19 protein-coding genes, 2 tRNA genes and 2 pseudogenes are annotated in these 23,630 nt (G+C 62.1%); 14 read left to right on the top strand and 9 right to left on the bottom strand.

The window, feature by feature from the left end:
* On the bottom strand, positions 1 to 254 hold a 254-nt coding region (locus BUE21_RS15215; RefSeq protein ID WP_143164511.1), incomplete at its 3' end, for a transposase.
* 62 nt (positions 255 to 316) lie between these two features.
* Positions 317 to 535: pseudogene (locus BUE21_RS15210) on the bottom strand (roadblock/LC7 domain-containing protein); the annotation flags it as partial.
* A gap of 360 nt (positions 536 to 895) precedes the next feature.
* On the opposite strand from BUE21_RS15210, the gene BUE21_RS13275 reads away from it, so the two are divergent.
* The 6 genes from BUE21_RS13275 (at position 896) to BUE21_RS13250 (ending at position 8,241) form a co-directional block, all read left to right on the top strand.
* Complete coding sequence (locus tag BUE21_RS13275) at positions 896 to 1,180, top strand: hypothetical protein (protein ID WP_143164540.1); 285 nt, start codon at positions 896 to 898, stop codon at positions 1,178 to 1,180.
* 476 nt (positions 1,181 to 1,656) lie between these two features.
* Positions 1,657 to 4,050, top strand: coding sequence for a phosphoenolpyruvate synthase (gene ppsA / locus BUE21_RS13270; protein ID WP_073357130.1), 2,394 nt, complete (start codon positions 1,657 to 1,659; stop codon positions 4,048 to 4,050).
* Positions 4,051 to 4,145: 95 nt separating this feature from the next.
* Complete coding sequence (locus BUE21_RS13265) at positions 4,146 to 4,583, top strand: CidA/LrgA family protein (protein ID WP_159435863.1); 438 nt, start codon at positions 4,146 to 4,148, stop codon at positions 4,581 to 4,583.
* A complete protein-coding gene (locus BUE21_RS13260; RefSeq protein ID WP_143164539.1) occupies positions 4,580 to 5,311 on the top strand; it encodes an LrgB family protein in 732 nt (243 codons plus the stop codon). The genes BUE21_RS13265 and BUE21_RS13260 overlap by 4 nt, the downstream gene beginning before the upstream one ends.
* Before the next feature lie 251 nt (positions 5,312 to 5,562).
* A complete protein-coding gene (locus BUE21_RS13255) occupies positions 5,563 to 6,735 on the top strand; it encodes a YncE family protein (RefSeq protein WP_073357134.1) in 1,173 nt (390 codons plus the stop codon).
* A gap of 183 nt (positions 6,736 to 6,918) precedes the next feature.
* Positions 6,919 to 8,241: an MFS transporter gene (locus tag BUE21_RS13250; RefSeq protein ID WP_073357128.1), complete on the top strand. Its 1,323-nt coding sequence runs from the start codon at positions 6,919 to 6,921 to the stop codon at positions 8,239 to 8,241.
* Between the two features lie 53 nt (positions 8,242 to 8,294).
* On the opposite strand, the gene BUE21_RS13245 is transcribed toward BUE21_RS13250, so the two are convergent.
* From BUE21_RS13245 to BUE21_RS13225, 5 genes and pseudogenes are all read right to left on the bottom strand, one after another.
* Entirely contained in the window at positions 8,295 to 9,467 is a 1,173-nt protein-coding gene (locus BUE21_RS13245; protein WP_073357127.1) for a BMP family ABC transporter substrate-binding protein, read from the bottom strand.
* Between the two features lie 63 nt (positions 9,468 to 9,530).
* Positions 9,531 to 10,439, bottom strand: a complete 909-nt coding sequence (locus BUE21_RS13240; protein WP_073357126.1) for an ABC transporter permease — start codon at positions 10,437 to 10,439, stop codon at positions 9,531 to 9,533.
* Position 10,440: 1 nt separating this feature from the next.
* Positions 10,441 to 11,565 carry an ABC transporter permease gene (locus tag BUE21_RS13235; RefSeq protein WP_084523309.1) on the bottom strand — a complete coding sequence of 375 codons (1,125 nt, stop codon included), beginning with the start codon at positions 11,563 to 11,565 and terminating at the stop codon, positions 10,441 to 10,443.
* A gap of 16 nt (positions 11,566 to 11,581) precedes the next feature.
* Positions 11,582 to 12,643 carry an RNA-guided endonuclease InsQ/TnpB family protein gene (locus BUE21_RS13230; RefSeq protein WP_073357125.1) on the bottom strand — a complete coding sequence of 354 codons (1,062 nt, stop codon included), beginning with the start codon at positions 12,641 to 12,643 and terminating at the stop codon, positions 11,582 to 11,584.
* Between the two features lie 147 nt (positions 12,644 to 12,790).
* A pseudogene (locus BUE21_RS13225) lies at positions 12,791 to 14,379 on the bottom strand (ABC transporter ATP-binding protein).
* A 125-nt stretch (positions 14,380 to 14,504) separates the two neighbouring features.
* Between BUE21_RS13225 and BUE21_RS13220 the strand changes: the two are divergent.
* From BUE21_RS13220 to ruvC, 5 genes are read left to right on the top strand one after another with little or no spacing between them, the layout of a single operon-like run.
* Complete coding sequence (locus tag BUE21_RS13220; protein ID WP_073357124.1) at positions 14,505 to 16,634, top strand: RNB domain-containing ribonuclease; 2,130 nt, start codon at positions 14,505 to 14,507, stop codon at positions 16,632 to 16,634.
* A gap of 59 nt (positions 16,635 to 16,693) precedes the next feature.
* The gene (locus BUE21_RS13215; protein ID WP_073357123.1) at positions 16,694 to 17,572 is read left to right on the top strand and encodes an energy transducer TonB; all 879 of its coding nucleotides are present in this window, start codon (positions 16,694 to 16,696) and stop codon (positions 17,570 to 17,572) included.
* A gap of 1 nt (position 17,573) precedes the next feature.
* On the top strand, positions 17,574 to 18,449 hold the full coding sequence (gene aroE, locus BUE21_RS13210) for a shikimate dehydrogenase (protein WP_200796745.1): 876 nt from the start codon (positions 17,574 to 17,576) through the stop codon (positions 18,447 to 18,449).
* 20 nt (positions 18,450 to 18,469) lie between these two features.
* Complete coding sequence (mtgA, locus tag BUE21_RS13205) at positions 18,470 to 19,288, top strand: monofunctional biosynthetic peptidoglycan transglycosylase (RefSeq protein WP_084523307.1); 819 nt, start codon at positions 18,470 to 18,472, stop codon at positions 19,286 to 19,288.
* Positions 19,285 to 19,833, top strand: coding sequence for a crossover junction endodeoxyribonuclease RuvC (gene ruvC / locus BUE21_RS13200; RefSeq protein WP_073357121.1), 549 nt, complete (start codon positions 19,285 to 19,287; stop codon positions 19,831 to 19,833). Before mtgA ends, ruvC begins: the two co-directional genes overlap by 4 nt.
* 64 nt (positions 19,834 to 19,897) lie before the next feature.
* On the opposite strand, the gene BUE21_RS13195 is transcribed toward ruvC, so the two are convergent.
* A tRNA-Gly gene (locus tag BUE21_RS13195) sits at positions 19,898 to 19,971 on the bottom strand.
* Between the two features lie 196 nt (positions 19,972 to 20,167).
* Between BUE21_RS13195 and alaS the strand changes: the two genes are divergently transcribed.
* From alaS to BUE21_RS14585, 3 genes are all read left to right on the top strand, one after another.
* Positions 20,168 to 22,795, top strand: coding sequence for an alanine--tRNA ligase (gene alaS / locus BUE21_RS13190; RefSeq protein WP_073357120.1), 2,628 nt, complete (start codon positions 20,168 to 20,170; stop codon positions 22,793 to 22,795).
* A 77-nt stretch (positions 22,796 to 22,872) separates the two neighbouring features.
* A tRNA-Ser gene (locus BUE21_RS13185) sits at positions 22,873 to 22,965 on the top strand.
* A gap of 163 nt (positions 22,966 to 23,128) precedes the next feature.
* Positions 23,129 to 23,362: an Arm DNA-binding domain-containing protein gene (locus BUE21_RS14585; RefSeq protein ID WP_200796744.1), complete on the top strand. Its 234-nt coding sequence runs from the start codon at positions 23,129 to 23,131 to the stop codon at positions 23,360 to 23,362.
* Here BUE21_RS14585 and BUE21_RS13175 read toward each other — a convergent pair.
* On the bottom strand, positions 23,338 to 23,630 hold a 293-nt coding region (locus tag BUE21_RS13175), incomplete at its 5' end, for an integrase core domain-containing protein (protein WP_143164538.1). The two genes, BUE21_RS14585 and BUE21_RS13175, sit on opposite strands and share 25 nt — an antisense overlap.

The raw sequence follows: 23,630 nt of genomic DNA, 5'->3' as shown, positions 1-23,630 counted from the left end.
ATATCGCGCTCCTGCTTAACTTGCCTGAGCTCGCGCCGTAATGCGGTCAATTCTTGGCGCTCAGCGGTGCTCAACGGTGCATCTGAAGACGTATCGCCGGTTTCATCAATTTGACTCTGGCGAACCCAGGTGCCAATGCTGGTGGCGTGGCATCCAAACTCTCGGGCAAGTTCAGCATGTGTGCGACCTGCTTTGGCCAGCTCAACAATTTGACTGCGAAACTCAGGTGGATACTGCGGGCGTTTTGAAGACATGATGGACTCCTTCTTTGAGAAATATAAGGTGTCCGGTCAATGGGGGGAACTTCACCCTGTATCAGAATCTGCTCCAGCCCTCCTTTTGCAAGCTCCTTGGCAGCATCCCTTCCCAAAGACAACATGGTCGCCAGCACCGTGCCGAGACGGCCTTCATCTATCGGCTGGTGCAGGGTAGACGCAACAACCAAGCCATCCTGCGAGATCAGTGCCGATGCCTCGATATCTTCGGTTGAACCAGCCAGACCCTCGAGGATTTTCTGCAGATTCTTGGTACTCATCACCCCTCCATCTAATCCAAATCAAAATTACTTCAAATTCCGATTGAAATCAAAGTGGGAATGAGCATTGCGGCATTCCCCTGAGCTTGACTTCATCCTCTTCTTTCACAAAGTAAAACATGCCCATCAAACAGCTCGGATGCTACATTGCTACTCCACGAAACCCGCATTCTATCAATCAATTATTGATTGTTAAAAAAATAAACAATTTAACATATGAATGGCACTTCTCAATACCTTAGCGTCATGAGTGCCAAACAAGATTTCAGCAATCGCTTACGTGAAGCAATGCAGCGGCAAGGCTATAAGGCAAGTGCCACGTTGCTGGAGCACGAGTTCAATCTCCGCTGCCGCGATGAAATGACCCCCATCAGCACACAGGCAGCCTGGAATTGGCTCAATGGCAAAGCCATCCCTACACACGAACGCATGATGGTGCTGGCCAACTGGCTGAATGTGGAGCCATCGACACTGCGCTTTGGCAGCGACGCGCAACGGTCGCCGGATGGCGCGACCGATCGGCTGGGGATAGGCCAGATTGACTATCTGGACCGGCAATTCATGGAAACCTATCTGGCGTTGCCAGCCGTGGAACGGCGGTTGATGCAGGAAATTGTGCGCCGCTTCAGTCTGGCACAACCGTGAAGTTGTGGGGTGCGGCGCAGATCGGCTGCGCCACGCCGTTTTGTCCTACGGTGAAGCGAGGCGAGAATGCCGCATCCCCGCTTCCCGAGTCCGCCTCCAGCCGCATGGAGCCGAAATGGTGCGCAAGTATTCATTCCCAGGCCGGTGCATCGTTTTACAATACCATCCTTGTGTGGCAGTTGTATTCCTGCCATTCTGGCGGTCGTATTCCGAGCACATATCCAAACTGTGGCCCTCCACAGGAAATCTGACCGCCCTGTCCAGTTTTCGCACCCAGCCCTGTCCAGCGCAATGCCCATTCACGCATTCAACCATGCAAAAACACCAATAAGCAAGTCATGGCTTGCGGCGTGTGTGCGGACGGCGGCCCTGGCGTACACGTGCCATCCTGCCCTCGGCAAGCCCGCAGGGCGGCTGTGCCACAGCAGTGTGCGTCCAGTTCCCACGAACCGATTTTTTACTTCTGGAGCTTACCCATGTCCCAACGTTTCGAGGCGACCTCCCTGGTCGTACCCTTTGAGAACCTGAGAATGAGCGATGTCGAGGTGGTCGGCGGCAAGAACGCCAGCCTCGGCGAGATGATCTCGCAGCTGCCGCAAGGCGTGCGCGTGCCCACCGGCTTTGCCACCACGGCCCATGCCTTCCGCGAATTCCTCAAGCACGATGGTCTGGCCGAACGCATCAGCCAGAAGCTGGCCGCGCTGAACGTCGATGACGTGCGCGCGCTGGCCGAAGCGGGCAAGGAAATCCGCCACTGGGTGGAAACCCAGCCTTTCCCGCCCGAGCTGGAACAGGCCATCCGCACGGCCTTTGCCACCCTGAGCGAAGGCAACGACAAGGCATCCTTTGCCGTGCGTTCTTCCGCCACGGCCGAAGACCTGCCCGATGCGTCCTTCGCAGGCCAGCAGGAGACCTTCCTGAACGTGGTCGGCATTGAAGACATTCTGGCCAAGGCCAAGGAAGTGTTCGCTTCGCTCTACAACGACCGCGCCATCAGCTACCGCGTCCACAAGGGTTTTGCCCACGACGTGGTGGCACTGTCGGTGGGCGTGCAGCGCATGGTCCGCTCCGACACCGGTGCCGCCGGTGTGATGTTCACCATCGACACCGAATCCGGCTTTGAGGAAGTCGTGTTCATTACCTCCAGCTATGGCCTGGGCGAAACCGTGGTGCAGGGTGCCGTCAATCCCGATGAGTTCTATGTCCACAAGCCCACGCTGAAGGCGGGCAAGCGTTCGGTCATTCGCCGCAATCTTGGCTCCAAGCTCATCCAGATGGTGTTCTCCTCGGCAGAAGAGAAAGCCGCCTCCGGCAAGCTGGTGCAGACCACCGATGTGCCCACCGAACTGCGCAACCGTTACTCGCTGACCGATGCCGATGTGGAGCAACTGGCGCACTACGCCCTCATCATCGAGCAGCACTATGGCCGCCCGATGGACATCGAGTGGGGCAAGGACGGCACGGACGGCCAACTCTATATCCTGCAAGCGCGCCCGGAAACCGTCAAGAGCCAGTCCAAGGGGCAGGCTGAGCAACGCTACAAGCTGCTGGGAACCGGCACGGTGCTGAGCGAAGGCCGCGCCATTGGCCAGAAGATCGGAACCGGCCCGGTGCGCCTGGTCAATGACATTGCCGAAATGGATCGCGTGCAGCCCGGCGACGTGCTGGTGACCGACATGACCGACCCCAACTGGGAACCCGTCATGAAGCGCGCCAGTGCCATCGTCACCAACCGGGGGGGCCGCACCTGCCACGCCGCCATCATTGCGCGTGAACTCGGCATTCCTGCCGTGGTCGGTACGGGCGATGCCACCGCGCACCTGAAGGAAGGCGCGCTGGTGACAGTGAGCTGCGCCGAAGGCGACACGGGCCGCATCTACGACGGCCTGCTGGAAACCGAAGTGACCGAGGTGCAGCGTGGCGAAATGCCCGCCATCGACACCAAGATCATGATGAACGTAGGCAACCCGCAACTGGCCTTCGACTTCGCCCAGTTGCCCAACCAGGGCGTGGGCCTGGCACGGCTGGAGTTCATCATCAACAACAACATCGGCGTACACCCCAAGGCCATTCTGGACTACCCGAACATCGATGCCGACCTGAAGACTGCCGTGGAATCCGTGGCCCGTGGCCATGCATCGCCACGCGCATTCTATGTGGACAAGGTGGCCGAAGGCGTGGCCACGATTGCTGCCGCCTTCTATCCAAAGCCTGTCATCGTGCGCCTGTCCGACTTCAAGAGCAACGAATACCGCAAGCTCATCGGTGGCAGCCGCTACGAGCCGGAAGAAGAAAACCCGATGCTGGGCTTCCGGGGCGCGACCCGCTACATCAGCGAAGACTTCGGCGAAGCCTTCGAGATGGAATGTGCCGCCCTCAAGCGCGTGCGTGAGGAAATGGGCCTGACCAACGTGGAAATCATGGTTCCGTTCGTGCGCACCCTGGGTCAGGCCGCTGCGGTGGAGCAACTGCTGGCGAAGAACGGCCTCAAGCGCGGCGAAAATGACCTGCGCCTCATCATGATGTGCGAAGTGCCCAGCAATGCCATCCTGGCCGATGAGTTCCTCGAATACTTCGACGGCTTCTCCATCGGCTCCAACGACCTGACCCAGCTCACGCTGGGCCTGGATCGCGATTCCGGGCTGGAACTGCTGGTGGCCGACTTCGACGAACGCGACCCTGCGGTGCGCTTCATGCTCTCGCGTGCCATTGCGGCCTGCCGCGCCAAGGGCAAGTACGTCGGCATCTGCGGCCAAGGCCCCAGCGACCACCCGGACTTTGCCGAATGGCTGGCTAAGGAAGGCATCTCCTCCATCTCGCTCAACCCTGACAGCGTGGTCGATACCTGGCAGAAGCTGGCTACGATCTAAGCAGGATATGCCCATCAAGGCCATAGCCGCCTGATAAGCATGGCGCGCACTGTCAAAAGTGCGCGCCATTTTTCATGGTGAACTGGAGTATTTCCATGCGATCACTTTCCTCCCTGAAATCTGCTGCCTCCATGCTGGCGGCCATTGCCACGATTGCCCTGTGCCTGTGGCTGGGGCATGTGCTGCAACACCGGTTTCAGTTGCCCTTGCCCGCAGCCTTGCTGGGCATGATGCTGCTGTTGCTGGGTTTGCTGTGGATGCCCGAAGTGCCGCAGGGCATGCAGAAAGTCAGCGCATTCCTGCTGCGCAACATGTCCCTCTGGCTGATTCCTCCGGTTGTTGGCGTGCTGGCGCATCTGGAGCTGTTGCAGAAGAACTGGCTCGCCCTGTTGCTGGCGGGCGTACTGGGCACCGCGCTGACCCTGATCGTGACTGCATGGGTATTCAAGACCATGCTGCGACGCCAGCCCGCACACCGCACAGCCACCGCCCCCGGCATTGCAGAAAATACCGACCACAAGGATGCGCCATGATGCCCGTGATTGACTGGCAAAACCCCGTGTGGTGGACTCACACTGCCCTCTGGAGCGGACTGACCATTGTGCTGTACCGGCTGGCCATACGCCTCTCGCACTGGTGCCGGGGGCATCCGCTGGCGATTCCGATCCTGACGGCCACGATCATGCTGGTGGCGATTCTGTTGCTCACGCACACCGACCACACAGACTACGAACAGGGCACGTCGGTGCTGCTGTTCCTGATGGCTCCGGCACTGGTGGTGCTGGCCGTGCCGATGCGCCAGCAAATGCAACGCCTGCGGCAAATCTGGTGGCCACTGACCATCGCCTTGCTGGCCGGCAGTGTCACGGCCATCGTCTCCGCCGTGCTGATCGCCTGGGCTTTGGGGGCCGATGAGGCCATGCTGGTATCGTTCATTCCCAAATCGGCCACCAGCCCGATTGCCATCAGCGTGGTCGCCCCGCTGGGCGGCATACCGGCCATCACCGCCCTGCTGGTCTGTGCCACCGGAATAGCCGGTGCGATTCTGGCGCGGCCACTGCTGAGCCTGCTGAAATGGAACGATGACACCGTGCGCGGCGTGGCCGTGGGCACTGCCGCACACGCAGTAGGCACTGCACGCGAAATGCAGGACAGCCCCGTGGCCGGAGCCTATGCTGCGCTGGCCATGAGCCTCAACGGTCTGCTCACTGCGGTACTGACTCCATTGGTGGCGTGGCTATTGCATCTGCTGGTCAGTTAAGGAAGACCTGTCCACCACATCCGGGCCACAGCGGCAGGAATTCAAGATGCTTCGCATTTACATGCGAAAATCTCCCCCTGTAGCCACAGCAGGCAAATGCAGTGCCACACGAATGTGCTGGCGTACCGTGCATTTTTCATGCTCAGCCAAATTTGCAGGCTCTTAGATCGTAAACACGTTCTTGAAGCCCCCTTTCCGTCACATGCTCCCAATGGCGGGGCACTCATGTGAACAGCAAACAGGAACACAGCATGAAACAATCTCCTGCCCTTTGGGCCATTTCGGCACTGGCTGCGGCCATTCTGACCGCCTGTGGCGGCACCGTGGCCCAACAACAGGCATCCCCGGTCGCCCAGGCCGTCAGCACCGTGGCAGCCACCGCCGAAAACCTGCGCACGCCCCAGGTTCAGCAACAGGCCGTCGCTCCAGCTTTGTACGAGCTGGCCTATTCGGCCCGCCAGAATGCCGTGTTCGTGGCTTCGGCAGGTGGATTCGGTGAAGGAGCGGCCTCCAGCAAAGTATTGCGCCTGAATCCGCAAACGCTGGCTGTGGAAGCCGAAATCGCCCTGCCCCACCGTTCCTTTGGCGTTGTACTGGATGATGCCGCGAACCGCCTGTATGTGGGCAACAGCCTGGAAGGCTCCATCACCGTGCTGGATACGCGCAGCCACGCGATTGTGGCTACCGTGCCCATGGTCACACCCACCCAGAAGGACGATGGCAAAACGAGTTTTGAGCACCATTTCCGCGAGCTGGTACTGGACACGGCCAACCACCGCCTGTTCGCCCCTGGCCTGAGCAGCAAGGACAGTGCCCTGTATGTGCTGGACACGCAGAACCTGAAGCTGGAAAAAGTGATTCCCGGACTGGGGCAGGTTGCCACCGGCGTGGCATTCGATGCCAAGGGCCAGCGGCTGTTCGTCTCCAATCTGCGTGGCGGCCTGTATGAAATCGACACCCGCAGCCTGTCGATTCGCCAGTCCCATGCCGTCCAGGCCGATCAATTGCTGAACCTCGCTCTTGATGCCCAGGGCCAGCGGCTGTTTGCCACCGACCAAGGACTGGATGCGATCTCGGAGCGTCGCAAGAAAGCAGAACCCGAATTCCAGCCCACCCCCGGCAACCGCGTGGTGGTCTTCAACCCGGACACGGCAGCCATTACCGCCAGCATTCCCACTGGCAACGGCCCGATTGCCTTGCTGCTGGACGAGCCACGCCATCGGCTGTTCGTGACCAACCGGGGCGCAGGCACCGTGACGGTCTTCGACAGCCGTGATTACCGCCTGCTGCACACCATCGAACTGCCCGCCCACCCCAACAGCCTGGCATTGGATGCTGCCCACAATGTGCTGTACGTGACCGTGAAAAACGGCCGTGATGCCGCACGCGGCAGTGCCGAAAGCGTGGCACGCATCGCTTTCTGAAAACCAGCCCTGCAATAATCCAGAACGCGCTGGCCCTAGGGCGTGTCATCATTCAGATTCACCCCCGCGCCAGTGCGCCCCGGCAGGCCAATCCTTTTTGGACTCCAACGCGGGGGTGAATCTGAATGATGACACGCCCTAACCGCGTGCGCTCTTTTGGTGGCTCCTCGCATTCTCACTGCCATGTCCAGAACCTCTTCCACGCCGCTCCCCTCCTCTTCCCACGAACCCCTGACCGCCAGCAACTGGTGGGTGATTGTTGCCTGTGCGGCCATCATGGTGACGGAAGGCTTCGATCTGCTGATTTTCAGCAACGCCATCCCCTCGCTGCTGACCGATGCCTCGCTTGGCATCGACAAGGTGGCGGTGGGCAGCATTGGCAGCATGATCTTTGTGGGTATGCTGCTGGGCGGGCTGGTGGCAGGCAAGGCCACCCAGACCCTGGGGCTGATGCGCACGGCCATGCTGGGCTTTGCCTGCTTCACGGTCACTACAGCCCTGATCGGGCTGGCACAGACGGGCTGGCAGATCGGCCTGCTGCGTTTTCTCGCCGGTCTGGGGCTGGGCGTGGTGCTGCCTGCCGGGCTGTCGCTGGCGCGCAAGCATGTGCAGCAACGCCACGGCGCGCTGGCGATCAGCGTGGTGATGTCGGGCATTCCGGTGGGCGGTATGCTGGCGGCGATGGTCTCGCACGCCATCATTCCCTCCTGGGGCTGGCGGCCTCTGTTTGCCGCTGCCGGGGTACTGGGACTGCTGGTGATGGCACTGATAGGCCCGTATCTGGCCCGCATCGAACAGCGTGACCGGCTGGCAGCCGCGCACCAAGATCATGCCACGGCCACAGACCCGCTGTCCGGCCAGCCGCTCGACTGGCGCGCCATTCTGCGCGGAGCCAGCCTGCCGGTGCTGGCCCTGGGCACACTGGCGACGCTGGCCGACTTGCTGACCTGGTATGGCGTGAGCGTGTGGCTGACGCAGTTGATGCGTGAATTCGAGGTGCCCTTCAGCGGGGCCATGCAGCTCATGTTCACGCTGAACATCGGCGCGGTGGCCGGTTCGCTGCTGACGGCCAGTCTGGCCATGCGCTGGGGCACGCGCCCGGTGGCGATGCTGGCGGGCGTGGTGGCCAGCCTCTGCCTGCTGCTGATTGCCTCGCGCTGGCTCTCCAGCACAGCCATGCTGCCGGTGATCGCGCTGCTGGGCATGAGTGCCATCAGTGCGCAGAATCTGGTCAATGCGCTGGTGGCCGATGCGTTTCCGGTGCAGTACCGGGCTGCGGCCATCGGCATTACCCTTGGACTGGGGCGACTGGGAGCCGTGATCGCCCCGGCACTGGGCGGCCATATTCTGGCCTCCGGGCACGGCCCGTCCTGGGTGCTGGTGGTGTTCGCGATTTCGGCGGTGGCCGGGGTATTGCTGCTGCTGGGCTTCACGCCCCGGCGCAGTGCCGCCAGCGTGGCCTATCTGAACGATCAGGCACGCAGCCGCCCCCACGGCATCCGGTGAGCAGGCTCTGACGACTGACAAGCCGTCTCCTACCCACCCTATCAACCCCATGCTTATTGGCCGGGCACGCGGCCTTCCACGCCCTTCACATAGAAGTTGATGCCGCCCAGAAACGCATCGTCGGCCACGGTGCCTTCGGCGAGCACGGCTTCACCGGCCTGGTTCTGGATCGGGCCTTGCCAGATATGGAATGTGCCATCCTTCAGGCCCTGGCGCACGGTGGCGACCCGCTCCCTGACATCGGCGGGAATGTCATCGGCCAGCGCGACGATGTCGATGGCACCTTCCTTCACGCCCCACCAGCTTTTCTTGCTGCTCCAGCTTCCATCCAGCACGGCCTGGGTGGTGGCAATGTAGTACGGACTCCAGTCGATCACGGCCGATGCCAGATGGGCTTTTTCGCCGTAGGCGGTCATGTCCGAGTTCCAGCCAAAGGCCCGCACGCCTTTTTCCTGGGCGGTCTTGAGCACGGCAGCCGAGTCGGTGTTCTGGAACAGCACGTCCGCGCCGTTGTTGATGAGCGAGGTGGCGGCCTCGGTTTCCTTGGGCGGGCTGAACCATTCATTCACCCAGACGACCTTGGTGGTGATGGCAGGATTGACGCTTTGCGCGCCCAGCGTGAAGCTGTTGATGTTGCGGATGACTTCGGGAATGGGCACGGAGCCGACCACGCCCAGCACCTTGCTCTGGGTCATGCCTCCGGCAATGACACCGGCCATGTACGCACCCTCGTAGGTGCGGCTGTCGTAGGTGCTCAGGTTGGCGGCTGTCTTGTAGCCGGTGGCGTGCTCGAAGCGCGTCTGCGGGAAGTCCTGCGCCAGCCGCACCATGTATTCCATGTAGCCGAAAGTGGTTCCAAAGATCAGGGTGTTGCCATCGGCGGCAAAGCCGCGCAGCACGCGCTCGGCATCGGCGGATTCGGGCACGCTTTCCACATGGGTGGTCTGGATGCGGTCGCCCAGGGCGGCTTCCAGTGCCTTGCGGCCATTGTCGTGGGCAAAAGTCCAGCCGCCATCGCCCACCGGGCCGATGTAGGCAAAGGCCACTTTCAGGGGGGACTGGCCCGCATCCGGCTGTGCCACGGCCCCGGCAGAGGCGTTGCTGTTGGCTGGGGCGGGTGGCTCCTGCTTGCCACAGGCGGCCAGTGCCAGCGTGGCGCAGGCAGCAGCAGCCGTGCGCCACAACGCGGGAGAGATGGAGAAGGTGGGCAGAGGGGAATGGCTCATCGAAGAACTCCTTGCAGACAGATGACGAAAACGAACGGCACAGAGGCAATCACCCAGCCGCGCTCAATGCGGACTGAACGAACGCCCCAGCGAGGCGGGCATGTTGGCGCGAATCCAGGCGGGGTTGCGGGAAATCAGCACCAGCACGACGATGGTGGCCAGATACGGCAGCATGCTCAGCAACTGGCTGGGAATCTGCGCACCGGTAGCCTGCAAATGCAGTTGCAGCATGGTCACGCCCCCGAACAGATAGGCTCCCAGCAGCACACGCACCGGCCGCCAGGTGGCAAAGGCGGTGAGTGCCAGGGCAATCCAGCCACGCCCCGATACCATGCCTTCCGACCACAGCGGCGTATAGACGGTGGAGAGATAGGCTCCCGCCAGTCCGCACAATGCGCCTCCGGCCACCACGCAGGCCAGGCGGATGCTGCGCACCGGATAACCCAGCGCGTGGGCGGACTCGGGCGATTCGCCCACGGCACGCAGTACCAAGCCCAGACGGGATCGCTGGTAGAGCCATGTCATCGCCAGTGCCAGTGCCACCGTGCCATAGACCAGCCAGTGGTGCTGGAACAGGGCGCGGCCCAGAAATGGAATCTGCTCCAGCAGCGGAATCGCCAGCCGGGGCGCGCCCGCAATGGTCTGCTGCACATAGTCCACGCCCACATAGGCAGAAAAACCCAGGCCGAACAGGCTCAGTGCCAGCCCGGTGGCGTACTGGTTGGTGTGCAGGAAAATCACCAGCAGCCCCAGGGCGGCTGCCAGCACCGCGCCAGCGGCCATGCCCGCCAGCAGCCCCAGCGAGAAGCTGCCGGTGTGGGCCACGGTGGCAAACCCGGCAATGGCCGCGCACAGCATCATGCCTTCGGCTCCCAGGTTCACCACTCCGACTTTTTCGTTGAGCAACAGCCCCAGTGCGGCCAGTGCCAGCACCGTTCCGGCGTTGAGGGTTGCGGCCAGCAGCAAATCCATATCAGTCTCCTGTTGCGGGGGCCAGAGGGGCCGCCGTCTGGGCTGGCGGCGCGGCCACCGGGCGATTCTTGCGGCCTTGCCAGCGCAGCCGGTGGTTCACCAGCGTGTCAGCGGCCAGCAGCGCGAACAGCAGCACGCCCTGGAAGATGCTGGAGAGCGACTTGGGCAGTCCCAGCCGGGACTGGGCGAGTTCTCCGCCAATCAGGAACATGCTCAGCAGAATGGCCGAAAACACCATGCCCACCGGATGCAGCCGCCCCACAAAGGCGACGATGATGGCGGTGAAGCCATAGCCCATCGGCACATGCGGCGTGAGCTGCCCAATGGGGCCGGTCACCTCCAGTGCCCCGGCCAGCCCGGCCAGCCCACCCGAGAGCAGCAGGGCCGTCCACAGCGACCGCCGCGCCGAAAAACCGGCATACCGCGCCGCCGCCGGAGCCAGCCCGCCCACTTGCTGGGCAAAGCCCGCGCGGGTACGGAACAGAAACAGCCAGACACCAACGGCCACCGCCAGCGCAATCCACAGCCCCATATTGGCACGGCTGCCCGCGAACAGGCGCGGCAACTGGGTGGCACTGTCGAACATGCGCGTATGCGGGAAGTTGTAGCCCTGCGGGTCTTTCCAGGGGCCATAGACCAGATAGGCGAGCAACTGGATGGCCACATAGACAAGCATCAGGCTCACCAGAATCTCGTTCGTGTTGAAGCGGTCGCGCAACACCGCCACGATGGCCGCCCAGGCCATGCCTCCCAGCACCCCGGCCAGCAGCACCGGCGCGATGATCCACGGCGAAGTGCCCGCCCCCGCCTGAAGGGCCACCCAGCCTGCGGCAATGGCCCCCAGCACGAACTGCCCTTCTGCGCCGATGTTCCAGATGTTGGAGCGAAAGCACACCGCCAGCCCCAGCGCGATCAGCAGCAGGGGCGTGGCCTTGATGGCAATCTCACCCCAGGCATAGGCATTCTTGATCGGCTCCCAGAAGAACACCTGCAAGCCCATGACGGGGTCTTTGCCGGAAAACAGAAAAATCATCCAGCCCACCGCCACGGTCAGCGCGAGTGCCAGCAGGGGGGACGCCAGAGTCCACCACAGGGAAGTTTGGGAACGGGGTTCCAGTTTGAACATTGACATCCTCCCCGCCCTAAAGAGCGGTGATTCCTCCTGCGAGACGGCAATGCCCTGCCGCGAGAATGTTGCGTGCTGCGTTCACGTCGCGCTCGTGTGCCGCTCCACATTCGCTGCACGTCCATTCTCTTATTCCAAGACCTGCGATACCTTTGGGCCTCGACTGCGGCAACGCGCCACAAGCCGAACAGGTCTGGGTTGAATACGCTTCGTTCACTTCCTCAAAAACCACTCCGGCCTGATGGCACTTGTATTCCAAAGCGGTTTTCAACGATGACCAGCCCGCGTCCAGCGTGGACTTGGCCATCCTGGTTTTGACCAGCTTCGCGCTGGCCACGTCGCCCACGAAGATGGCTGCGTTGTTCTTTACAAGCTCGGTCGTGAACTTGTGGATTTCGTCTTTTCGGCGGTTGGCTATTTTTGCGTGAATCGCCCTGACGCGCTGCTTTTTGCGCGCCCGCTGCGCAATCGCAAGCTGCGGCTCCAGTTCCCGATACCAGCGGCCATGCAGCTTCTGGCCTGTGCTGGTGGTGGCGCAGTCTTTCAGCCCAAGGTCGATTCCTACGGATGCCGTGGCTTCTGTGGGTTTGGTTTCAATCTCCACGGCCACGTTGAAATACCAGCGACCGCGTGCATCCTCGTTGAAGCTGGCGGTCTTGAACCGGTACTGGCCCAGACCGTAGGAATCCCACACGCCGAAATAATGGCCGTTGTGATAGACCTGCCCACTCTTCCAAGAAGCTGCGCCGGTGTTTATCGGTATCCAGCCCAGGCTGCGCTGGCTGCCGGTGGATTTGCGCCAGTTCAGGCGGGTGCGTTTGCATTGACGGCGGCGTGTGACGTATTCTTGCGCCACACATTGCAGCGTATGGCTGTGCAAGCCCAGCTCCTTGGCGGCTCCCTTGGTGTACGGGTGAATATCGTATGCGGACAGCCATTTTCCGCGCTCTCGAATCGAACGGCTGGAGAGATCATTCACGAAATTCCACACGAAATTGACCTGTTGCGCCATCTGCAACAGCAGTGGCGCGTGCTTGTCTTTCACGCGGAGTTTCAGAGTTTTGACGACTGTAGGCATTTTGCTGACTTTAACAGAAATGATATATTTTTCAATGTGTTATTCATTAAATGGCATGAATCCCTTCGGATTCTGCGCTATCCTTCCCCGCCCTCAAGCCGTGGAGTTTGTCGCGCAATTGGATCAATCCAACGCCCGATAAACCCGTCAGTCCACCACGGCTGCGGACGCTCCAGCCGGACGTGCCGCACCGCCGGGGCCACTCCACAGGCCACTCATCCACAGGCCAATCTTCTGCACACTGGCTTCGTCCCGGTGCAGCGAAGGCGAAATTTTTCCCTTGGCCATGACATACAGGCGGTCGGCAATGGCAAACAGTTCGTCCAGTTCCTCGCTGACCACCAGCCCTTGGCACGCAAGGCCAGAATCTCGGCATGGATGCGCGCGGCCGCCCCCACATCCACGCCCCAGGTGGGCTGCGCCAGCACCAGCAGGCGTGGATTGGCATCGATCTCGCGCCCCACAATGTACTTTTGCAGATTGCCCCCCGAGAGCGAACGCGCCGTGGCCCCAGGGCCAGCGGCGCGGACGTGAAAGCGCGTGATGATCTCGCGGGACTTTGCCACCAGACGGCGGCCATGAATCCAGCCCAGTCGCCCCACGGTCAGGTCACGGGTCAGAAGCAAGTTGTGCGCCAGGTCCATGCCGGGCACGGCCCCACGGCCCAGCCGCTCCTCGGGCACGCAATGCAGCCCACGCTGGCGACGCTGGTGCGGCGACAGATGCCCCACCGGCTGCTCCAGCAACTGAATGGCCTGCCGCTCCCCGACCTTGCCCTGCATTTCACCCGACAGGGCCAGCAGCAACTCCTTCTGGCCATTGCCCGATACACCCGCAATGCCGACCACCTCGCCCGCATCCACATGCAGGCTGATGCCATGCAAGTCCATGCCGAACGCATGTTGGCGTGGCAGATTGAGCTTCTGCACCCGCAGCACTGGCGCGGCATTGCCGCCCTTGGCCCCACGTCCGCCGGGTGCGGGGCGCGACAGCACCGCCGGTTCCGCGCCAATCATCAGGCGTGAGAGTTCCGCATTGCTGCACTGGCGCGGATCGACGGCTCCCACCACACGCCCCTGGCGCATCACCGTGCAGGCATGGCACAACTGGCGGATTTCATCGAGCTTGTGGCTGATGTAGAGAATGCTGCACCCCTGTGCGGCCAGTTTGCGCAGTACCCCGAACAGGTTCTGCACCGCCTGGGGCGTGAGCACCGAAGTCGGCTCATCCAGAATCAGCAACTGCGGGTGGGTGAGCAGGCTGCGCAGAATCTCCACCCGCTGCATCTCGCCCACGCTGAGCGTGTGCACGGGCCGGTCAAGATCGATGTCCAGCCCGAAAAAACGCGCCGTCTCCTCCACCCGCTGGCGCAACTGCGCCCGCGAAATGCCGGGCGACTGCCCCAGCCAGATGTTGTCGGCCACTGTCAGGCTCTCGAACAGGCTGAAATGCTGGAACACCATCGCAATGCCGCGCTCGCGCGCCTGCTGTGGATTGCGCAGATGAATGGGCTGGCCATCGAGGCACATGCGCCCCTCATCGGCCTGCGTCGCGCCATAGATGATCTTCATCAGCGTGGATTTGCCCGCACCGTTCTCGCCCAGGATGGCGTGAATCTCGCCGCGCTGCACCGTCAGGTTCACGCCGTCATTGGCCAGCACACCGGGGTATCGCTTGGAAATGCCCGTCAGTTGCAGGCGCGGCGCGGCTTCGCCCGTGGCAGCGGCAGGCGGCATGGCAGGGCCGGGCGAAGGGGTATCGGAGGTGGATGGCGGCATAGGCGCGAATTTTCACCGATAAACCCCGTTGTCGGAAAAAGCCAGCGGCAGGAAGGCGTGAGAAAGATGCGAAAATCCCCCGCATGTACCTCCTATTTGAAGAAAGCGGCAAATTCCTTGCCGGTCGCATCCTTTCCGAAACCGACAGCTCCGCCCAGGTCGAACTCGACAGCGGCAAGCGCGTCAAGGTCAAGGCCAACAACACCCTGCTGAAGTTCGCCAAGCCGGCCCCCGCCGAACTCTGGGCGCAGGCGCAGGCGATTGCCCCCGAGATCGAACTCGATCTGGCCTGGGAATTCGCATCGGAAGACGACTTCGGCTTTGCCGACCTCGCCAGGGATTATTTCAGTGCCGACACCGATCTGCCCCACCAGATCGCCGCGCTGCTGCGGCTGCACGAATCCCCGCACTACTTCCGCCGCGCAGGCAAGGGGCGTTTTCGCAAGGCCCCGCAGGAACAGGTGCAGCAGGCTCTGGCCGCCATCGAGAAAAAACGCCTGCTTCAGGAGCAGATCGACGCATGGGCGGGCGAACTGGTCGCGGGCCAGTGCCCGGCAGCGGTGCGCGAGCAGCTCTACCGCATCCTGTTCAAGCCCGACAAGAATGCCGCCGAATACAAGGCCGTGGTCGAGGCCAGCCGCCAGTCCAGACTGCCGCCGCTGACGCTGCTGCAACAGGCCGGAGCGATTGCCTCGGCGTACGAGTTCCACTGGCAACGCTTCCTGTTCGAGCAGTTCCCCAAGGGCATCGGCTTTGCCAGCGTGGAGGCCCCACTGCCGCGCATGGACTTGCCCACCGCCGAAGTGCTGGCCTTCTCCATCGACGACTCCAGCACCACCGAAATCGATGATGCGCTGTCCGTGCAGGGGCTGGGCACGGGCCGGGTCACGCTGGGCATCCACATTGCCGCACCCGCACTGGCCCTCAGCCCACAGGACGCGCTCGACCAGATCGCCCGCCAACGCCTGTCCACCGTCTATATGCCGGGAGCCAAGATCACCATGCTGCCCGATGCCGTGGTGCAGAAATACACGCTGGATGCCGGGCGGCTCAACCCGGCAGTGTCGCTGTACGTCAGCTACGACGAGGAAACGCTGGAAGTGCTGGAAAGCCAGTCGCGGCTGGAGCTGGTGAATACCGCGCACAACCTGCGCCACGACAGGATCGACCACATCGTCACCACCGCGTGGCTGCAAGCCGAAGCACCAGCGGCGGATGCTGCTGGCGTTTCGGAAACCGACTCTGCCCACCTCTGCGCCCTGCGCCCGCTGCATGGCAGCCTGCGCTTTCTGCACCGGCTGGCACAGACCCTCAAGGCACGGCGCGAGGAAGTGCGCGGCAAGCCCGAAACCTTCAACCGCCCGGACTACCACTTCAGACTGCCCGACATGCAGGGCGACTTTCCCGATGGCACGGAAACCGTGCAGATCACCACGCGCCAGCGCGGCGCGCCGCTGGATCTGATCGTCGCCGAAGCCATGATCGTGGCCAACAGCACCTGGGGCGGCTGGCTGGCGCAACTGGGCGTGCCCGCCATCTACCGCAGCCAGTATAGCCTCGCGCCCGGCATCAAGGTGCGCATGGGGGTCAAGCCCCAACGCCATGCCGGCATCGGTGTGCCGTTCTACACCTGGTGTACCTCGCCCCTGCGCCGCTACGTCGATCTGGTCAATCAATGGCAGGTCATCGCCGCCGTGCAGCATGGCCAGACAGCCGCCCTGGCCGCGCCCTTCAAGCCCAGGGACACCGAGCTGTTCGCCATCATCAGTGCCTTCGAGGCCACCTACAGCAGCTACAGCCGCTACCAGTCCGACATGGAACGCTTCTGGACGCTGCGCCACCTCCAGCAGCACCAGATCACCGAGCTGGATGCCGCCATCATCCGCGAGGCCGGGGAAGAACCGGCCCTGGTTCGCGCCGACACCCTGCCGCTGGTGCTGCGGGTCATGGGTGCGCAGGAATTGCCACGCGGTGCGCGGGTGCGGGTGCATCTGGGAGAAGCCGACCTGATCGCGCTGGAAATCCACGGCACCGTGCTGGCACGGCTGGACAGCGACAGCCCCGCAAACAGCAACGAGAGCGCATTGGCAGAGGATGACGACGACGAAGCCCTGCTGGCCGAATCCGTCAGCATCGCGCTGTCCGTGGAGCCGGAAGAAGGCGACGCTGCCTCGCCCGTTGCCGCTGCCGACTCTGCGGTCACCCCGACCTGAACCGCCCATCGCCCACCCTCGCCCTGTTTCAGCCCATCCCCCCGCCACCGTCCCAGACCGTGAAACTGCCGCCTTTTCTTCGCTCGCTTTCCGCCTTCCAGTGGGCACTGCTGGCCTCTGCCGGAGTGCATGCGGTGCTGCTGAGCATCCGCTTCGTCAGCCCGGACAGCTTCAACCGGCTGTTCACCAACCTGCCGCTGGAAGTCATCCTCGTCAATGCCCAGAGCACCGACCGTCCCGAGAATGCCAAGACCCTGGCACAGGCCGCACTGGTGGGCGGGGGCGATGCCAGTGCCGGTCGCGCCACCAGTCCACTGCCCTATTCCGCACTGGAGAGCAGCGGCACCGACAGCGAAAAGGTCGAGCGCAAGGAAGTGACCACCCGCGACGTGCAGAACAACCTGCTGGCCCAGTTGCGCCAGCAGGTGGCCGACATCCCGCCCCTGGACCCACGCAAGAGCGAACACACCGCCGCCGAAATCGCCCAGGAAGAACGCCGCCTGCAACTGCTGCGGATGCTGGCCGAAATCGAGCGCGACGTGAAAACCGAGAACGAACGCCCGCGGCGACGCTACACCAGCCCGTCCACGCAGGACTCCATCCTCGCCATTTACCTCAACACCGTGCGCAATACCATTGCCCAGCGTGGTACCGAAAATTTCCCGTTGCAGGATGGCAAGCCGATATTTGGCATTCTGGTCATGGAAGTGCTCATCCACCACGACGGCAGCCTGATCTCCGCCCAGGTCATGCGCAGTTCCGGCAATCCCGCGCTGGATCGCCGCGCCGAAGCCATCGTCGAAGCCTCTGCACCGTTTGACGTATTCACTTCCGAAATGCGCCGCAGCACCGACCAGTTGGGCTTCATCTCCAGCTTTGAATTCCGCAGCGATTCCACCGTCCACATCAAGCAGGAAGCCCTTTCCGATGAACTTTGATATCCACACCGCCATCGACCGCTATGTGGTCATCGGCAACCCCATCGGCCACAGCCTCTCGCCACGCATCCACCAGCGGTTTGCCCAACTGACCGGACAGGCACTGGACTACCAGCCCTGTCTGGCCCCACTGGATGGCTTCGCCGACACCCTGGCAGCCCTGCAAGATGCGGGCATCAAAGGCTGCAACGTCACCGTGCCCTTCAAGCTCCAGGCCGCGCAAGCCGCCCACCATCGCAGTGACCGGGTGCAACTGGCACAGGCCGCCAACACCCTGGTACTGCGGGCCGACGGGCAGATCGAAGCCGACAACACCGACGGCCTGGGGCTGGTGCGCGACATCGTCCACAACGCGCAGACCCCGCTGGAGCAACAGGATATCCTGCTGCTGGGAGCAGGCGGAGCCGCTGCGGGCGCACTCGCACCGCTGCTGGCCACGCGGCCACGCCGCATCCACATCGTCAATCGCACCGAAAGCCGCGCCCAACAGCTCGCCCACCAGCACCAGAAGCTGGCGCAGGCGCACGGTGTACAGCTCAGCACCGGCGACCTGAACCAGCTTCAGAACCCCGACGGCACCGCGTATCACCTCATCATCAACGCCACCGCCAGCAGCCTCCAGGGCGACCGCCTGAACCTGCCCGACCCCCAACAATTGCTGGCACCCCATGCACTGGTGTACGACATGATGTACGGCACAGCCGCACAGACCTTTCTGCAATGGGCACAATCGGCTCCTGCGCAATGGGGCATCCGCAGCCGCGACGGCCTGGGCATGCTGGTGGAACAGGCTGCCGAAGCCTTCCTGATCTGGCGCGGCGTACGCCCCGACAGCCCTCAGGTACTGGCCGAACTGCGTGCACAGCAAAAGCAGTAACAACAGCAGAACCAGGCCCCATGAAGCCCCCCCGCGCATCGGCACCTGCAACGCGCAAGGCCAGTGCCGACCAGTCCACGGCCAGCAAGCGTGCTTCCCCGCAACCGCCTGTGCCCGCTCCTTCGGAAGGAAGTGCCCGCCGCATCCGCCACGCCCTGCTGCGCTGGCTGGAACTGCTGGTAGTCACCGCCGTGCTGCTGCAAACCGTGTGGATTCTCCAGATCGTCGCCTTGCGCTGGCTTGGCGAGCCGCCTTCCACCGCCTTCCAGCGCACGGCCATCTGGCAACTGCTGCGCGCAGAAAAACCTGCGCACTGGCAACACCAGCCTGTACCTGCTGCCGCCATCTCACCGCATATTCAGCGCGCCGTCATTGCCGCCGAAGACAACTTCTTCCTGCAACACCACGGCATGGACTGGGAGGCCATGCGCCGCGCCTGGCAGCGCAACGCACAGGGCCAGCGAATGCTGGGCGGCTCCACCATCACCCAGCAACTGGCCAAAAACCTCTATCTTTCGGGCGAACGCACGCTGTGGCGCAAAGGACAGGAACTGCTGCTGGCCGCCATGCTGGAAAACCTGCTCAGCAAGGAACACATTCTCGCCATCTACCTGAATCAGGTGGAATGGGGGCTGGGAATCTACGGCATCGAAGCCGCCAGCCAGCACTACTTTGGCCGCAGTGCCGCCCAACTCACGGCAGAACAGGCCGCGCGGCTGGCCGTCATGCTGCCGCAACCGCGCCGCCTCGGCCAGGAACCCTACTCGCCCTACATGCAGCAACGCACCCGCACCATACAGGCCAGAATGCGCAGCATCACATTGCCTGAATCCCCATGAAAATCCTCGGCATCGACCCCGGCCTGCAAACCACCGGCTTTGGCATCATCGAAGCCCACGGCGCGCAACTGCACTACATCGCCAGCGGCACCATCCGCACCACCGGCATTGCGCGCGGCGATCTGCCAGGGCGGCTGAAAATCCTCTACGACGGCATTGGCGAAGTCGTCGGCCGCTACCAGCCCGACGTGGCCGCCATCGAAATCGTCTTCGTCAATGTCAATCCGCAATCCACCCTCATGCTGGGCCAGGCGCGCGGAGCCTGCATCACTGCGCTGGTCTCACGGCAGTTGCCGGTAGCCGAATACACCGCGCTGCAAATGAAAAAAGCCATGACCGGGCACGGCCGCGCCGCCAAATCGCAGATTCAGGAAATGACCAAACGCCTGCTGCAACTGCCCGGCCTGCCCGGCCCCGATGCCGCCGATGCCCTCGGTCTGGCGATCACCCACGCCCACGCCGGCCACTCCATGCAGATCGTCAGCCAAAGCACTCCCCTACACCGCCGCCAGCACGCCATGTACAAGGCCGGCAGAAGCTATTGACCCGATAGGTAAGCATCAGAAGGCAGACCTGCGCTTTCAGGCAGAAACGTCTTGATGCTGGTGATGGAGCGGGTGACGAGAATCGAACTCGCGTATCAAGCTTGGGAAGCTGGCGTTCTGCCATTGAACTACACCCGCATAACAGCCTGACATTGCATCAGACTGGAGAACTGCCTGCCCGCAGGCTTATTCACAGTCCGGCTCGCATTATATGTTTTGCCAGCCGCCCCACAGGCGAAGCGGTTCAACGAAGGGGAAAAATCTATAATCTTCGCCTGCCTCGCCTCCACAGGGGCGGTTCGCACTCCCACAAGACACCCGATTGATTGACACCATGAGCATTCCCCATTTCACCGTCGCCCAGATTCGCCAGACTTTTCTGGACTTTTTTGCCAAGCGTGGCCACACGGTCGTGGCTTCCAGCTCCCTGGTGCCAGCCAATGACCCCACACTGATGTTCACCAACTCGGGCATGGTGCAGTTCAAGGATGTGTTCCTTGGCACAGACCAACGTCCCTACAAGCGCGCCACGTCGGTGCAGACCAGCCTGCGCGCCGGTGGCAAGCACAATGACCTGGAAAACGTAGGCTACACCGCACGCCACCACACCTTTTTTGAAATGCTGGGCAACTGGTCATTCGGCGACTACTTCAAGAAAGAATCCATCCAGTGGGGCTGGGAGCTGCTGACCAAGGTCTTCCAACTGCCACCCGAGAAGCTGCTGGCCACCGTGTATTTCGAGGATGACGAAGCCTACGACATCTGGACAAAAATCATCGGCCTGCCACCCGAGCGCGTCATCCGCATAGGCGACAACAAGGGCGGACGCTACAAGAGCGACAACTTCTGGATGATGGCCGACACCGGCCCCTGCGGCCCTTCTTCGGAAATCTTCTACGACCACGGCCCGCACATTGCCGGCGGCCCTCCCGGCAGCCCCGATGAAGATGGCGACCGCTTCATCGAAATCTGGAACCACGTTTTCATGCAGTTCGACATGCAGGAAGATGGCAGTGTCAAACCCCTGCCCGCACCCTGCGTCGATACCGGCATGGGGCTGGAGCGCATTGCTGCCATCCTGCAAGGCGTACACAGCAACTACGAAATCGATCTGTTCGCGGCCCTCATCCAGGCCGCAGCCCGCGAAACCCACACCAGCGATCTGCACAATCCATCGCTGAAGGTGATTGCCGACCACATTCGCGCCACCGCATTCCTGGTGGCCGATGGCGTGATTCCATCGAACGAAGGGCGTGGCTATGTGCAGCGGCGCATCATCCGTCGCGCCATCCGCCACGGCTACAAGCTGGGCCAGAAAACCCCCTTCTTCCACAAACTCGTGCCCGATCTGGTGGCGCAAATGGGCGAAGCCTATCCCAAACTGCGTGAACAGCAGCAGCGCATCACCGAAACGCTCAAGGCCGAGGAAGAACGCTTCTTCGAGACGCTCGCCAACGGCATGGAGATTCTGGATGAAGCCCTGTCCGGGAATCGCCAGCAGCTGGCAGGCGACATTGCCTTCAAGCTGCACGACACCTACGGCTTCCCGCTGGACCTGACCCAGGACGTCTGCCGCGAACGCCATGTCAGCGTAGATGCAGACGGCTTTGAGGCCGCCATGAACCGCCAGAAAGAGCAGGCCCGCGCAGCAGGCAAGTTCAAGATGGAACGTGCCCTCGAATACACCGGCGCAGCAACCGCCTTCACCGGCTACCACAGCATCCAGGAGCAAGCTACGGTGCTGGCACTGTATGCCAACGGCCAGCCCGTGCAGCAACTTCAGGCCGGCGAGCAAGGCGTGGTGGTGCTGGACATCACCCCGTTCTACGCCGAATCCGGCGGTCAGGTGGGCGACCAGGGGCGCATTCACCACGCCAGTGCCATCTTTGATGTGCAGGACACCCAGAAAATCAAGGCCGACGTATTCGGACAGCATGGCACGCTGCAATCGGGTCGCCTGCAAATCGGCGACCGTGTCGCCGCCGAGGTCGATACCGCCCTGCGCACCGCCACCACCCGCAACCACAGCGTCACCCACCTGATGCACAAGGCCCTGCGCGACACACTGGGCGAACACGTTCAGCAAAAAGGCTCGCTGGTGGATGCCGACAAGACCCGCTTCGACTTCGTGCAGAACAGCCCCATCACCGATGCGCAACTGCGCCAGGTGGAACAACTGGTGAACGCCGAAATTCTTGCCGACACCCCGACCGAAATCCGTGTCATGGACATCGAATCCGCCAAGGCCACCGGAGCCATGATGCTGTTCGGCGAAAAATACGGTGACAGCGTGCGCGTGGTCGATATTGGCTCCAGCCGCGAACTCTGCGGCGGCACCCATGTGCAGCGCAGTGGCGAGATCGGCCTGTTCAAGCTGGTATCGCAAAGCGGTGTGGCCGCTGGCGTGCGCCGCATTGAAGCCATCACCGGCCAGAAAGCATTGGACTATGTGCAGCAGTTGGAAGCCACTGTGGAACAGGCTGCCCGCACCCTCAAGACACCCGTGGCCGACCTGCTGGGCAAACTGGAGCAGCAACTGGAACACACCAAGGCACTGGAAAAGGAAATTGCCGCCCTCAAAGGCAAGCTCGCCTCCAGTCAGGGCGATGACCTTGCAGCACAGGCCGTGAATGTGCAGGGCCTGAAAATCCTGGCCGCACAACTCGAAGGCGCAGATGCCAAAACCCTGCGCGAAACCCTCGACAAACTCAAGGACAAGCTGCAAACCGCTGCCATCGTGCTGGCCAGCGTCGGTGCCGATGGCAAGGTGCAACTGGCCGCTGGTGTCACCAAGGACAGCATCGGCAAGGTCAAGGCAGGAGAACTGGTGAACTTCGTCGCCCAGCAGATTGGCGGCAAGGGTGGCGGCAAACCCGACATGGCGATGGCCGGTGGAACCGATGCTGCCGCACTGCCCCAGGCTCTCCAGTCGGTTCAAGCCTGGGTGGCCGAGCGCGTATAAGTGCAAGGGGAACATCCCAAAATCCGCTTCGGTTTGTGAAACAACCCAAAAAACTAGGGCATAATGCTGTCTTCGCTGGAGACGTGACCGAGAGGCCGAAGGTGCTCCCCTGCTAAGGGAGTATGCGGTGATGAGCTGCATCAAGGGTTCGAATCCCTTCGTCTCCGCCAGATACGCTTTTCAGATAACCCCAGAAAAGCTAAAAACCCCGCTTTCTCATAGGAAAGCGGGGTTTTTTATTGCCCGGATAGTCTCTGGTAGTCCATTGACATACCATGAACGATGCTGGTATTTTTGATGGTATCTACAAATACCATCACACGAGATACCATCATGCCCCTGTCTGATGTTGCCCTGCGGCAAGCCAAGCCCCAAGACAAGCCTTACAAGCTGACCGATGGAACCGGTCTTTTCCTGCTGGTGAACCATGTGGGCAAATACTGGCGGTTTAACTACCGCTTTGAAGGCAAGCAAAAAACCGCCAGCTATGGCGTCTATCCTGTGTTGTGGTCAAGTTTTAGTGGACACCGAGATAAGGCATTTCAGGTGTTGGCTTTCTCGTATTGAGCAGGAGATCGGTATCCCAGGCTGGAGTGCAGCCGGTGGGTGTTGTAGAAAGCGACGATGTAATGGTTGATGTCGGCCATGGCTTCCTGGTGATTGGCATAGCGGCGCTGCCAGAGACGCTCCATCTTCAGGTTCAGGAAGAAGCGCTCCATCACTGCGTTGTCCCAGCAATTGCCTTTGCGGCTCATGCTGGCCACCAACTGGTGCCTGGCCAGCAAGTCACGGTGGGCCTGACTGGCATACTGACTGCCACGGTCGGTATGCACAA

This window comes from Lampropedia hyalina DSM 16112 (assembly GCF_900129055.1).
GTDB classification, from domain to species: Bacteria; Pseudomonadota; Gammaproteobacteria; order Burkholderiales; family Burkholderiaceae_C; genus Lampropedia; species Lampropedia hyalina.
Note: the sequence above shows the minus strand (reverse complement) of the source record. Positions and strands in the feature narration are given on the sequence as shown.